General features: G+C 75.0%; 6 protein-coding genes. 5 read left to right on the top strand and 1 reads right to left on the bottom strand.

The annotated features are described in order from the left end of the window. Nucleotides 1-113: 113 nt before the first annotated feature. Both ABZ815_RS43250 and ABZ815_RS43245 read left to right on the top strand, forming a co-directional pair. Entirely contained in the window at nt 114-3,299 is a 3,186-nt protein-coding gene (locus ABZ815_RS43250; RefSeq protein WP_357707359.1) for an amidohydrolase family protein, read from the top strand. A gap of 107 nt (nt 3,300-3,406) precedes the next feature. Beyond that, on the top strand, nt 3,407-4,957 hold the full coding sequence (locus tag ABZ815_RS43245; protein ID WP_357707357.1) for an alpha/beta hydrolase: 1,551 nt from the start codon (nt 3,407-3,409) through the stop codon (nt 4,955-4,957). Nucleotides 4,958-4,967: 10 nt separating this feature from the next. On the opposite strand, the gene ABZ815_RS43240 is transcribed toward ABZ815_RS43245, so the two are convergent. Continuing rightward, nucleotides 4,968-6,653, bottom strand: coding sequence for a tetratricopeptide repeat protein (locus ABZ815_RS43240; protein ID WP_357707355.1), 1,686 nt, complete (start codon nt 6,651-6,653; stop codon nt 4,968-4,970). 297 nt (nt 6,654-6,950) lie between these two features. On the opposite strand from ABZ815_RS43240, the gene ABZ815_RS43235 reads away from it, so the two are divergent. From ABZ815_RS43235 to ABZ815_RS43225, 3 genes are all read left to right on the top strand, one after another. Further along, on the top strand, nt 6,951-8,279 hold the full coding sequence (locus ABZ815_RS43235) for an SWIM zinc finger family protein (protein WP_357707354.1): 1,329 nt from the start codon (nt 6,951-6,953) through the stop codon (nt 8,277-8,279). Further along, on the top strand, nt 8,276-11,431 hold the full coding sequence (locus tag ABZ815_RS43230; protein WP_357707352.1) for a hypothetical protein: 3,156 nt from the start codon (nt 8,276-8,278) through the stop codon (nt 11,429-11,431). Before ABZ815_RS43235 ends, ABZ815_RS43230 begins: the two co-directional genes overlap by 4 nt. Further along, on the top strand, nt 11,428-14,140 hold a 2,713-nt coding region (locus ABZ815_RS43225), incomplete at its 3' end, for a hypothetical protein (RefSeq protein ID WP_357707351.1). The genes ABZ815_RS43230 and ABZ815_RS43225, both read left to right, overlap by 4 nt.

Genomic DNA, 14,140 nt, shown 5'->3' with positions numbered 1-14,140 from the left:
GCCGCCGATCGGAGCAACTCCGGGACTAAAGGCATTTCGTCTGCGACCATGACTCGCGCGTCAACACGTTCAGCGGTTCGCTGACCATCTGAATAGTGGAATGGAGATTCGCGATGTCCCATGCTCCGGTTCCTCCCGACGCGTTCACCTCCTCCTCCGGATCGACCTCCCGCCCGTCCCGCCGGGCCGTTCTGGCGGGTGGCGGCGCCGCCCTCGCCGCCGTGCTCGTCCCGGCCTCACCGGCGCGGGCCGGCGTCGGGGGCATGGCGGGCGCCGCCGCCCGTACGGCCGTCACCTCCGGCACCGACTTCGCCGTCGCCCCCTCGCCCGACGGCCGCCGGCTCGCCCTCGACCTGCTCGGCGTCCTGTGGGTCTGCTCCGCCTCCGGGGGCGCCGCCCGCAGGCTCACCAGCGACCTGTACGACATCGCCCAGCCCGACTGGTCCCCCGACGGCGGCACCCTCGTGTTCCAGTCGTACCGCGACGGCGTCTTCGACCTGTGGACGATCCGCCCCGACGGGTCCGCGATCACGAAGCTGACCACCGGCCCGTTCGATCACCGGGAGCCCCGCTACAGCCCCGACGGGCGGACCATCGCCTACTCCTCCGACGCGGGCGGCAGCTACGGGATCCACCTGCTCGACGTCGCCACCGGAGCGAGCCGCGTCCTGACCGACGGCCCCGCCGAGGAGTACGAACCGGCCTGGTCGCCCGACGGACGGAAGATCGCGTTCGTCGTCGCCGACACCAGGATCGACGTCATCGACGTCGCCACCGGCACGCGCGGCACGGCGGTCACGGTGCCCGCCGGCCAGGTCGTCCACCAGCCGTCCTGGCTGCCGAACGGCGCCGACCTCGCCTACCACCTCTTCCGCTCGGGCGCCAACGAGCTGGCCGGCACCGCGGGCGCCCTCGTCACCGGCGAGGAGGTCTTCCCGTTCCGTACCCGCTTCGCCCCTGACGGACGCTTTTACTACACCTCCGGGGGCACCATCAAAGTGCGCCGGCTCGATTCCCCGTCCGTCGGCACGGTCGGATTCACCGCCGCGCTCACCACCACCACTCCGAAATACCAGAAGAAGGTCCGCGTGTTCGACGAGCCGGGGTCGTTCCCCGTCGTCGGGATCGGCAGCCCGGCGGTCTCCCCCGACGGTTCCGCCATCGCCTTCCGCGCCCTCAACGACATCTACCTGATGCGCTCCGGCGGCACCCCTGAACCGCTCTTCCGCGACCGCTGGTGGAAGGCCGACCCGGACTTCTCCCCCGACGGGCGGCGGCTGGCGTTCGTCACCGACCGCACCGGCACGCTCAACGTCTGGGTGCGCGACCTGGGCACCGGCGCCGACCGGCAGGTGACCCGGCTGACCGACTCCGCCGCCCTGTCGGTGCGCTGGTCGCCGGACGGCCGGGAGATCGCCTACCTCGACCAGGACGGCGCCCTGTGGGTCGTGGACGTCTCCACCGGCGACCTCCGGAAGATCTACGACGCCACCTTCGAGCCGGGCCGCCCGACCTGGTCACCCGACGGCCGGACGCTGGCGATGGCCGCGGTGGTGCCGTACTCGCGACGCTACCGGGAAGGGCTGTCCAAGATCCTGCTCGTCGACCGGGCCACGGGCGCCGGCACGTACGTCGACCCCGCGCCGCACCGGTCCCTCCAGACCCGCGGCGACGACGGTCCCGTCTGGTCCCCCGATGGCACCATGCTGGCGTTCGCCATGGAGTCGCTCCTGTGGGTGCTGCCCGTCGACGGTTCCGGACGGCCCACCGGCGCCGCCCGTCAGGTCACCCGGGAGGTCTCCGACGCCCCCGTCTGGGCCGGCGACTCGGCCACCCTGCTCTACCTGAACGAGGGGCGTCTCAAGAGCACGCGCCTCGACGGCGGGCCCGCGCGGCCGATCCCGATGCGGCTGACCTGGCGCAACGACCCCGGCCCCGACCAGGTCGTCATCCACGCGGGCCGCATGTGGGACGGCGTCTCCGACCACGTCGCCCACGACGTCGACATCCTCGTACGAGGCCAGCGCATCACCGCGGTCGAGCCGCACCGGGACGGCAGGCCCGGCACCCTGATCGACGCCCGGGACGGATTCGTCATGCCCGGCCTGATCGACATCCACCACCACCGGGAGATGCAGGGCTACGCCTACGGATCGCGGCAGGGTCCGCTGTGGCTCGCCCTGGGCGTCACCACGACGCGCTCGCCCGGCTCACCCGCGTACCACATGGTCGAGGAGCGGGAGTCGGTGCAGTCCGGCGCCCGGCTCGCGCCGCGCTACCTGGGCACCGGCGAGGCCATCGACGGCGCGCGCGTCTACTACAACTTCATGCGCCCGACCTACAGCCACGACCAACTGCTGCTCGAACTGCGGCGGGCCGCGGCCCTCGACTACGACCTGCTGAAGTGCTACGTGCGGCTGCCGGTCGCCTGGCACCGCGAGGTCATCGAGTGGGCCCACCGGCGGGGCAGGCCGGTCAGCTCGCACTACCACTATCCGGCGATCGCCATGGGCGGCGACCAGACCGAGCACGTCGGCGCCACCAACCGGTTCGGCTACTCGCGCACCGTCACGAACGTCGGGTCCGCCTACTCCGACGTCATCTCCATGTTCAACGCCTCGAAGATGGCCAGAACCCCCACCCTGTTCACCTCCTCGATCCTCTACCGGGAGGACACCTCGCTGGTCACCGACGAACGGGTGCGCCGGCTCTACCCGAACTGGCGGATGGCCCAGCTCCGGGCGACGGTCACCACGGTGCAGAACGCCGACCCCGCGGCGGTCCAGGTGACCCGGACGAACCTCGCCAACCAGGTCGCGCAGCTCACGGCGATGATCCGCGGCGGCGGCGTGGTCACCGCCGGCACCGACGCGCCGATCGACCATCTCGGGGTCAGCCTGCACATGAACCTGCGCGCCATGGTCAGGTTCGGCCTGACCCCGCGCGAGACGCTCACCGCCGCGACCAGCGCGTCCGGGGCCCACCTCGGCCTCCCGCTGGGCAGGATCGCCAAGGGCATGTACGCCGACCTGGCCATCGTCCGCGGCGACCCGCTGTCCCGCATCGAGGACGCGGCCAGTGTCACCGCCGTCGTCGTCGGCGGCAGGCACCACACGGTCGAGCGGCTTCTCGCGCCCTACCCGTCCGCCACCACCACCGACCAGGCGACGCCCGCCGCTTCGGCCGCCTGGGGCAGGGTCAGGGACCGCGTCCCCGTCCATCCGAGCACGGCGGGCCACTGGTGGAACGAGCCCGTCCACCTTCAGGCGGCCCGCACCGCCTGCTGCGACGGCCACTGAGCGGGGGAATGTCCGTTAGGCCGACCCCGGTCGGCCGTTCGGCCGATCAAGATCAAACGCACGGAACCCTAGCGTCGGTGACGACATCATCAGAAAAGGGGGCTTCTGTGCGTGCACGAAAGATCGTGACGGCCGTCGCCGCGAGCGCGACCCTGGTGGCGGGGCTCGCGGTCACCGGCCAGGCGTCGGCGGCCGTCACGGGCGACGCCCGGGCCGGTGACGCGACCCGGTTCCACCGCCAGACGCTCGACTGGCACCGCTGCCGGACCGGTCGCGGCGACGAGATCGGCGAGGCTCTCGACGCGGCGGGGGCCCAGTGCGCCGAGGTCACCGTCCCGCTGGACCACCGCAGGCCAGGAGGGCGGACCGTCTCGGTGGCGATCTCACGGATCAAGGCGACCGACCCCGCCGCGCGCCGGGGCGTCCTGCTGATCAACCCCGGCGGTCCGGGTGGGAGCGGGCTGCCACGGCCGCTGCTCGGCCGGCTCATGCCCGAGGTCGCGGCCCGCTACGACCTGATCGGAATGGACCCGCGCTTCGTCGGCCGCAGCACGCCGATCCGCTGCCGGTGGACGACCGACACCCCCACCCGGTCGGCCGGCCCGACCCGCCGCACCTTCGACGAGAGCGTCACGCTCATGAGGGAGCTGGCCGACGGGTGCGCCAAGAGCGGCCGCGACCTGCTGCCGTACGCCTCCACCCGCAACACCGCCCGCGACATGGACGTCATCCGCGCCGCCCTCGGCGAGCCCAGGCTGTCCTATCTCGGCTACTCCTACGGCACCTACCTGGGCGCGGTCTACACGCAGCTGTTCGGCTCACGGGCCGACCGGTTCGTGCTGGACAGCGCGGTCGGCCCGGACGTCTACGGCCCCGACCTGCTGTCCGCGAACGGCCCGGCGATCGACGCCGCGCTGGGGAACTGGGCCGCCTGGGCCGCCGCCCGCGACGCCGAGTACGGCCTGGGCGGCACCCGGGCCGACGTCCTGGCCACCGTGGAGCGCGTCGACCGGGCCGCGGCCCGCCGCCCGCTGCGGGTCGGCGCGTACCGGATCGACGCCCATCACATCCCCTACCTGCTGTTCGTCCGCCTCTACGACGACAGCGCCAAGGCGTACGCCGGCTTCGCGGCGGAGGTGCGGACGCTGGCCGGCGCCGCCCGCGGCGAGGCGGTCACCGTCCCGGCGTCGCTGAAGGAGACCCTCGACGGCCTGTTCACCGGCTCGGGGCCGGCCGAGGACCGGGCCGGCACCCCGATCCTGTGCGCCGACCGGGCCGCCTCCCGCGACGTGGAGGGCTACTTCCGCGACATCCAGGCCCACCGCGCGGACGAGCCGCTGTTCGGGCCGATGACCCGCAACCTCAGCCCCTGTTCCTTCTGGCCGTCCGCCCCCGTGGAGGCGCCCACCAGGCTCGGCAACGACGTCCCGATGCTGGTCGTCGGCGCCGACGGCGACCCCGTCACCCCGTTCCCCGGCCAGCGGGCGATGCACCGGACGCTGACCGGCTCCCGCATGGTCACCCTGCGCGGCGCCTTCCGCCACGGCGCCTACCTCGCCGCGGGCGACACCTGCGTGAACACCACGGTCAACCGCTACCTGGTGAACGGCGTCCTGCCCGGCCGCGACACCACCTGCGACAAGGCGGACGCACAGTAGGCCTTGCGGTTCAGCCGGAGCGGGCGCGGTCGCAGCGGGCCAGTTCGGCACGCAGGTCGCGGCGGAGAGCCCGGTCCAGGCCGGGCTGGGCGAGCGCGTCGGTGAAGTCGCGGGCCGCCTCCTCCCAGCGGCCGAGCCGGGCCAGCGCGGTGCCCCGGTTGTAGCGCGGCTCGGGCGCGGGCGACAGCGCCACCGCCCGGTCCAGGTCGGCCACGGCGGCGGTCACCTCACCGCGCTCGAAGCGCACGGCGGCGCGGTTGGTCCACGCCTCGACCAGCGTCTCGTCACCCTCCAGGGCCTGGGTGAACAGCTCCTCGGCCGGCTCGCCGCGCTCGGAGCGGATCAGGCCGAGCGTGCACAGCAGCGCCGGCTCCTTGGGGGCCAGCGCGAGGCCGGCCAGCGCGTCGCGTTCGGCGGCGTCCAGCGCGCCGCGCTCCAGGTGGGCGTTGACCAGGGCGATCCGGGCGTCCAGGTGGCCGGGGTCGATGGCGAGCGCGTGCCCCAGGTCCTCGCGGGCCCGCTCGTCGCGGCCGCGTTCCAGGAGGAGCACGGCGCGGTTGTAGTACGCCTCGGGCAGGTGCGGTCCCAGGCGGATGGCGGTGCCGTAGTCCTTGATCGCGGCCTGGACGCGTCCGGCCGCGCGGTGCAGGGCGGCCCGGTCCACGTAGTACTCGCTGTTGTCCGGGTCGTGGGCGATCACGCCGTCGAGGTCGGCCAGGGCCCGCGCCGGGTCGCCGAGAGCCAGGTGCACCTGGGCGCGGTTGTGGCGCAGGCGGGCCAGGTGCTGCGGGTGCTCGCCCGGCGCCAGCACCGCCGTCAGCCTGGCCAGCCCGTCGTCGATCAGCCGCAGCGCCTCGGCGGGCGCGCCGGCCTTGGCGTCCAGCAGGGCCAGGCCCTGCTCGTAGAAGACGGTGGAGATCACCTGGTGGCGGGGGTCGTCCACGTCTTCGGCCAGCCGGAGCGCCTCCTCCAGCCAGTGTCGTGCCTGCCCGGGGTCCTGGCGGGCGGCCGGGAGGTGGCGGGCGTACAACATGGCGGTGGCGTACGCGGCGGACATGTTGATCTTTGGGTCGCCGGTGGCCGCGCGTGCCTCGTCGTAGAGTGCGAGCGCCTCTTCCGCGCGCTCCAGCGCCGCCAGCGCGGTGGCCAGGCCCGTGGTGCAGGCCCACCACTGCCGCAGGTCGCCTTCGGGGGTGACGATGGCGCGTCCGTGGGCGGCGACGCGGGCCGCGTGGTGGTAGAAGCCGCGGGCCAGGCCGTCGCCGAGCGCGGCGCGGACGGCGTCCGGGTCCGTGGGCAGCGGCGGGGGCTCGGCGCGGCCGTCGTCGCGCAGGTCAAGGCGCAGCGGGGTGGAGGCGATCCGCGGGAGCAGGGTGTCCAGCAGCTCGGCGGTGGTCTCGTCGGCGTGCGCGACGTGCTCGAAGGTGACGGTGACCGGGCGGCGCAGGGTGCCGGCCCAGGAGGCGGCGAACTCCGCGGCGCCGTACGCCAGGCAGGCGGTGCGGCGGGCCGGGTGGAACCTGATCGGCTCCTCCTCGGCGGCCGGCCGGGCCGTACGGTCGAGCCAGGGGGCGATCGCGTACAGCTCGACCCGGTGGGGGGCGGCCAGGCGCGGACGGTCGGCGGCGATCTCGGCGAGGAAGCCGGAGACCCCGGCGTAGGGCCCGTGCCCGCGATGGCAGTCGAAGCGGTTCACGGCAGGTCCCGAGACCGCAGGGGCGGGCACCCGAGAGCGCCCGCCGTCTTGGCACCTACCAGCACCACTCGATCCAGAGCCGGCGGGCACCGGACATCAGGCGCTGCGTGCTCTTGCGGCGGATGGTCATCTTCTTCATGGGCGCCTCCCGGGGGTGTGATCCACTTCAGGATGCCCAGAGCATAAACCGGCTTGTCCGAAATGAGTAGACCATCCGGAATTAAAGATGATCTGGCGTCGAAGACCGCGGAAAGTGAAGCAGCGATCTTGTCGGTGGGGCGATCTATCGTCCCGGCCATGACTTCAGCGACGCAGGCGTACACGTACGCCGCGCCCTCCTCCCTCGTCGACGGCCGGCTCGGTCTGGCGACCTCCGGCGGCCGGGCCCTGTCCGGCCCGGCCGTGGCCCCCCGGTTCTTCAGCGGCGTGGTCACGCAGGCCGCCCCCGCCGCCGCGGCCCTGCTCGGCGTCGCCGACGTGGCGCTGGCCCGCTACCACCAGCCGCAGTCGCGGCCCGGCTGGGTACGCGACCCGGTGGTGACGTGCAACGGCGACCGCTTGCGCTTCGAGTCCTTCTCGGCCTGCGGCGGCGTGTACGCCCGGCTCGACCTGCTGGACGGCGCGCTCGACGGCGAGGTCTTCGACCGGGGCACCACCAACGTCGACGTCAACGCGCCGCTGCGGGAGGCGCTGGCGCGCATCGGCGCGCGCGACCCGCTGCACCTGGGGGTCGGCCTCGACGAGCTGGTCGTGACCACGACGGACGGCGCGGTGGTGGAGAAGAAGGTGCCGCTGCCCGAGCGCTGGCTGCGCGGGTTCGCCGAGGTGCAGGTCATCGCCTCGGGCATGGACCAGCGCGGCGAGCTGGCCGGCATGGCGGCGGTGCGGTTCCTGCGCGGGCTGCCCAAGAAGGGCACGGTGTGGGTGGCGCAGTCCGGGCGCGACCTGAAGGTCTCCCAGCACCAGGTATCCGGCTCGGTCCAGCTCGCCGGCCCCAACCGGCTCGGCACCCTCCTGCCGCTGCTGCGCTTCGCGAAGTCCCTGCGGGTGTACGGCCCGCCCGACGCCGCCTCCAGCGCCTGGGAGCTGGAGCTGCCCGGCATGCGCTACACGCTCACCCTCTCGCCCGAACGCTGGCGCGGCTTCTCCGGCGAGGGCGCGGTGCTCGACGACCTGGCCACCGACGAGGCCGAGAACGACGCCGACGTGGTGGGCATGCTGCTCAACTTCGAGCCCGAGATCGAGATCGGCCTGCTGGCCGACCGCGCCGGCATCCCCGCCGACCGGGTACGTGCCGCGCTGACGCGGCTCGGCGTCGCCGGCCGGGTCGGCTACGACCTGTCGGAGGCCGCCCACTTCCACCGCGAGCTGCCCTACGACAAGGACAACGTGATCCTGCTCAACCCGCGGCTGGCCAAGGCGCGCAAGCTGGTCGAGGCGGGCGCGGTGCACCTCGAAGGCGAGTCGGCCACCGTCCGCACCTCGGGCGGCACCCGCCGGGTCTCGCTGGCCGACGGCTCCTGCACCTGCGAGTGGTGGTGGGACCATCGCGGCTCCCGCGGGCCGTGCAAGCACGTGCTGGCCGCCCGGATCGTCGCCCGCGCCGCCGTGGAGGTCTCCCGATGACCCTCTGGACGGAGATCCTCGACCTGATCACCCGCAACCAGGTCGCCCGCCTGGCCGACCGGCTGGGCACGATCACCGAGCAGGAACGCGCCGAGCTGGGCGGACGGCTGCCCGGCCTGGTCAAGGAGCTGCGCCAGGCCCGCACCGAACGGCTGCGCGCCGAGCACCCCGACGACGTCGAGGGCGTCGAGGAGATGGCCTCCTGGGAGGTCGGCGACCTGCTCGACACCGTGGCCGGCGCGCTGCTGCTGACCGGCGTCGGCGTCATCACCGGCCCGGCCGCCGCCGTGGCCTGGATGACCGGCCGCGACGTCAACCGCCGCTGGGCCAGGGAGCCCAACGTCGCCCAGGTGTGCCGGTTGGCGGCCACCCGGCCCCTGGAGTGGCGGCGCGACGTCGCTGTCCGGCTGGCCCGGCGGGTGCGCCGTCCCGCCGACCGCATCGCGCCGCTGGCCGTGGCGCTGCTGCGCGAGTCCGGGGCTGTGCCGCCCGACCACGACCCGCTGGTGGCCGCCTGGCTGACCGTCCCGAGCGTGCCCGGCGACCCGCTGACCCCCGTGCTGCTGCCGCGCGTCTTCGACGCCGACGGCGCGGGCCGTGCCCTCCGCGACGAGCGGCTGGAGCCCCGGCCCAGCCGCTGGCTGGCCGCCGCCGCCCGCGAGCTGCCCAGGGAGCAGGCGCTCGACGGTTGCGTGAGCCGGTTCCTGCGCGGCGGCGAGGCGCAGGACCTGCGCTTCTTCGTCCGGCTGCACACGCTGCTCGACCCCACGCCCGCGGAGTCCGCCGCCCGTCTGCGCGACTACCTGCGGTTGTTGCCGTCGGCCCCGGGCACGGTCGCCGAGCTGGCCGCCGGGCAGGTGCGCGGGGCGATGCCGCTCGACCACGCCGACCTGGTCGAGGCGGTCGACGCGCTCACCTTCCGGGCCGAGGCCAAGCTCGCCACCCTGGGCCTGCGCTGGCTCGACCAGGCGATCCGGGCCACGCCGGAGACGGCCGCCGACTTCGTGACCGCGCTGACCACGGCCTACGCGCACGCGTCCTTCGACGTGCGCAACCGCGCGGTCGAGCTGACGCTGCGGCACGCCGCCCTGTTCGCCGACCACGCCGAGGCGATCCTCGACGGCGTCCGCGCGCTCCCCGCGGATCTGGGCGTGAAGCTGGCCGGGCGGTTCGGCGGGGACATACCGGTCGAGGAGCTGCTGGAGCGCAAGGAGTTCCCGCCGCTGCCCGAGCCGCCCGAGGCGCGGCGCTTCCCCGAGCCGTCGGTCTTCCCCGACCACCACGAGCCCTGGATCGAGCAGGAACGCTGGCTGGCGGCCTTCGTCACCGGCGCCGCCGGCGACCGGGCGGCACTGCGCCACGATCTCAGGGGCCACGCCGAGCAGGTCCACAGCTACTGGCGGACCGACAAGGTGCGCCTCGACCCCGACAGCTGGCAGGCGGCGCTGTCCGCCGAGCTGGTCACCCCGGGCAGCGTGCCGGAGGTGCCGCCGATCCGGCCGGAGAAGTTCTGGGACCAGGCGAGCCGCTCCCTGAGGGCGCGCGTCCTCACCCGTGGCGAGGATCCCGCCGCGCAGCCGCCGCAGTCCCGGCGGATCATGGTGGGCGGCTTCCACCGGCCCGGCCGCTACCTCGACGACGACGCCCCGCTGCGCGCCTTCTTCATCACCTGGACCAGCGACGACGGCCCCGGCAACGCGGTGGCCCACGAGGGCGACCGGCAGATCTCCTTCGCCGGCGGCCGGATCCACTTGAACGACCCCGACCCTCTCCACCCGGCCCAGGCCAGGCCCGGCATCCAGTACGACGACTCCGCGGAGGCCATGCCGGACCACATCCTTGAGCACGCCTACGAGCGCATGGCCGAGTTCGGCGTGCGGCCCGCCCGGATCGCCGCGATGCGGGCGGGTGACCAGGTGCCCCCGCCGGGCCCCGACGAGCCGCTGGTGCAGGTGACCGTCGTCTTCGTCCCGCCGCGGCTGCGTTCGTACATGCCCCATGAGCTGCCCGAGCAGGACGAATGGCGGCGGCGCAACCGGCTGCCCCACGCCCATCGTGTCTCCCCGCCCCACGACTTCCTGCTGCACCGCCACGCCGAACTCGCCGAGGCCCTCCGGACCGGCACGCTGCCGCCGGTGCTGCTGGCCACGCCGACCTGGACGAGCGGCCACCTCGACCCCGACGTGCTGATCGACCGGCTGGAGACGTGCGCCGCCGCCGGCGTCGAGCCGCTGCCGGCCGACCTGGCGCAGGCGCTGCTGCGGCTGCCGAGGGGCGCCCACCCGGCGGCGGCCGAGCGGGCCGCCAAGGTCGAGTCGGAGGCGGCCGGGTCCGCCGCCCGCTGGCTCGCCGGCGACGGCCTGGCCGACCCCGAGTGCGGCCACGTGTGGCGTCACATGGCAGGCGCGTCCATGGTCGACTTCGGTGACGGCGAGCCGGAACACTTCACCGAGGTCAGACTGCGGCCCGTGCTGCGGCTGACGGCCCCGACCGGCCATCGGCTGATCGACGAGGTGCTGCTGCGCGAGCCGTCCGACTCGACCGGCGAGTCCGGCCACACGGTCGGCGCGTGGCCCGCCATGCTGCCCTCGCACCGCGAGGTCGTGGCCGTCAACTTCCTGCCCTACCTGTTGCACGGCCACTGGGGGGTGTGGAGCGCCCCGGCGGCGCTCGCCGGCCTGGAGATCGCCCAAGGGCCGATGGGCGAGCCGACGGCGGTGATCCTCGCCTTCCTCCTGGCCGGTGGCGTGCCCGGCGTGACCCGGCAGATCCTGAACCTGGCCGCCAAGGGAGAGCTGCCCGCCGAGGCGATCGGCCGCCAGCTCGCGCTGGTGCTGCGCCGCACCTGGCAGGAGACCCGCCCCGCCATCGCGGCCCTGACCGCGCTGGCCGAAGCCGGCGGCCACCACGAGGTGTGGCGCATCCTGCTGACCCTGCTGCCCGGGATGCTGCCCGGGATGCTGCCCGGCGAGGGGCGCCGCGTCACGGCGACCCACACCGCGCTCGTCGCCTTCGCCGCCGACGTCGCGCACTGGACCGGCGCGCGCGGGGAGATCCCGGTCATCGCCGAGTACGCCCGCGGCCGCCGGACGACCCGCTTCGCGCACGAGTGCCGGCGCCTGCACGCCCAGCTCACCGGAGCCACCCCATGACCGCCGACGACGTCCGCACCGAGATCAGGAACCTCGTGCTCGCCCGCGACACCGAGGGCCTGGCGGCGCGGCTGCCGACGCTCACCGGCGACGAGCGGGCCGCCGTCGCCGCCGAGCTGCCCGGCCTGCTCGCCGAGGTCCGCCCCCGGCTGGCCGCCATCGGCTGGGACGGCTTCGCCTGGACCGCCGACGGCCACGCCGCCCGCCTGTCCGAGGCACTGAGGATGACGGGCGCGGCGACCGTTCCCGGCCCGGCCGGCGCCGCCACCTGGCTGACGAAGCGCGACCTCAATCCCCGCGGGACCGACGCGCCGAGCCCGCACCGGCTGGTGAAGGCGCTCTCCGGCCGCCCGGCGGCCTGGCGGGCCGATCTGGCGGCCCGGATCGCACGCCGCGTCCGCCGTCCCGACGACCGGATCGTGCCGCTGGCCCTGGAACTGCTGCGCGACGGCGCGGCCACCCCGCCCGACCACGAACCGCTGGTGGCGGCCTGGTTGTCGGCGGCGGCCGTGGCCGAGGACCCGCTGACGCCGCACCTGCTTCCGCGGATCTTCGGGGCGGCCGGCGCGGGCCGGGCGCTGGCCGGCGAGACGCTCACCCCGGAGCCGTCCCACTGGCTGGCCCTGACCGCCCGCGCGCTGCCGCGCGAACAGGTCATCGCCGGCTGCGTGCGCCGGTTCCTGCTCGGCGGCGACGCGCGTGACCTGCGGTTCTTCGTCCGGCTGCACACGCTCGTGGCGCCTGCGCCGGAGGAGTCGGCCGGGCTGGTGCGCGACTACCTGCGGCTGCTGGCCGCCGCGCCGGGCCCGGTGGCCGAGCTGGCCTGGCAGCAGGTACGCCGGGCGCGCCTCGACCCGGCGGACGCCGCCGAGGCCGTCGAGGTGATGACGTTCCGCCAGGAGGCCAAGCTCGCGGTGAAGGGCCTGACCTGGCTCGACCGCGACCTCGGCCGCCATCCCGAACGCGTGGCCGACCACGTCACCGCGCTGACCAACGCGTACGCGCACGCCTCCCACGAGGTGCGCGACCGCGCGGTGGCCCTCACCCTCAAGCACGCCGCCCACCTCCCCGACCCCGCCCCGATCCTGGAGGGCGCCGAACTGCTGCCCCCGGCCTCGGCCCGGCGGCTCCGCGAGCGGTTCGTCGAAGGCTGGACCGGCGACTTCACCCCGGGCCGGCTGCCGGAGCCCGTCGTGCCCGGCCCGTTCCCCGCGTCCGGCCCGGACGGCGGCCCGGACGGCGGCCCGGACGGCGGCCCGGACGGCGGGCCGGACGGCGGCCCGGACGGCGGGCCGCCGGGGGAGATCGGCTGGATCGGCGTCGAGGCGTGGCTGGCGGCGGTCGTCCGGGAGGCGCACGCGCATCCGGGCCCCCTGCGGGAGAGGCTGGCCCGGCGGTTCGGCGAGGACCTGCGGCCGGTGCTCTACGACGCGCCGTCGTGGGAGTCTCCTCGTGACTGGTGCACCGCGCTGGCCAGGGAGCTCGTCAACCCCGGCGAGGACCCGGGGCCGCCCGGGTCACGTCCGCGGCGCCGGGTCCTCCCCGACCCGGCCGGCGATCTCGGGCACACCCTGTACGACGGCATGGTGACCCTCGCGGCCACGGCCTTCCGGCTGTTCCCCGCGCTGCGCACGATGGTCCCGATCCACGAGCTGCCCGCCGACGTGCGGGCGGACCTCCTCCGGACGGACGACGCCGAGCCCGACCTCCACGACCTCTACGACCCCGGCGCGCGGCCCGCGTCCGCCGGTTGGAGCCGCCTCCCCCACCAGTGGAATTGCGCCCACCCGCACGCCTTCCTCCTGGCCCGCCTGGACGAGCTGCTGAGCGCGGCGAAGGCCGGAGCTCTGCCCCCGGTCCTGCTGGCCACCCCCACCCGCGCCGACGGCCACCTCGACCCCGAGACCCTGCTCACCCGCCTGGCCGGGTACGCGGACTCCGGTCGCGAACCGCTGCCGCTGGATCTGGAGCAGGCCCTGCTGCGCCTTCCGCCCGGCCCCGCCCCCGACCTGGCCGCACGCGCGAAGGGCCTCGGTTCGGCGGCCGGCACGGCGGTGGCCCGCTGGTTCGAGCGCGGCGCGCAGCCGCCTCCGGAGGTGGAGCTGACCTGGAGCCTCGACCTCGGGCCTCACGGCGAACGGGGGCTCGGCCCTCGGGTGAGCTGGCGGCCCGTGGAGCCCACCGGTCTCGCGCACCTCGACGCCCTGCTGACCGCGCCGTCCGGGACACGTCCGTCCCGGCGCGCGTCACGGCGGTTCTGGCCGGGCATGATGCCGCACCACCGGGAGCTCGTGGCGGCCCATCTGGCGATCGGACTGACCGGCCGCTTCGACCCGCCCGACCTCACGATCGACGACCTGCGCGGCCTCGCGTCGGCCGAAGGCGCGTCCGGCCCGGCCACGGCCCTGGTCCTGGCCTGCTTCCTCACCCTGGAGGGCGACGACGCGGTGCCCCCGCTGCTTGAGCTGGCGGCCAGGGGCGCGCTTCCCGCCGCCGAGACGGGCCGCCTGCTGGGCCTGCTCGGCCGCCGCACCCGCCACGAGACCGACCCGGCGCTGCCCTCACTGGAACTGGCCGCCAAGCAGGGCGCGCACGCCGAGGTGTGGACGATCATGCGCCACCACCTCCCGCACCGCCTCCACCGGCCCCGACACCGCACACGACGCCGGCCCGTTATCGGCCCCCACCTCCACCAGCCCACCCCAGCCG

Origin of the sequence: Nonomuraea sp. NPDC047529 (assembly GCF_040642995.1) — a bacterium.
Taxonomy (GTDB): Bacteria; Actinomycetota; Actinomycetes; order Streptosporangiales; family Streptosporangiaceae; genus Nonomuraea.
The sequence above is the reverse complement of the archived record's forward strand: the minus strand, read 5'-3'. Positions and strand labels throughout refer to the sequence as shown.

Bases quoted from the DNA above. Each gene is read 5' to 3' on its own strand.
- ABZ815_RS43235 (WP_357707354.1), top strand. From the start codon at position 6,951: ATGACTTCAGCGACGCAGGCGTACACGTACGCCGCGCCCTCCTCCCTC.
- ABZ815_RS43230 (WP_357707352.1), top strand. From the start codon at position 8,276: ATGACCCTCTGGACGGAGATCCTCGACCTGATCACCCGCAACCAGGTC.
- ABZ815_RS43250 (WP_357707359.1), top strand. From the start codon at position 114: ATGTCCCATGCTCCGGTTCCTCCCGACGCGTTCACCTCCTCCTCCGGA.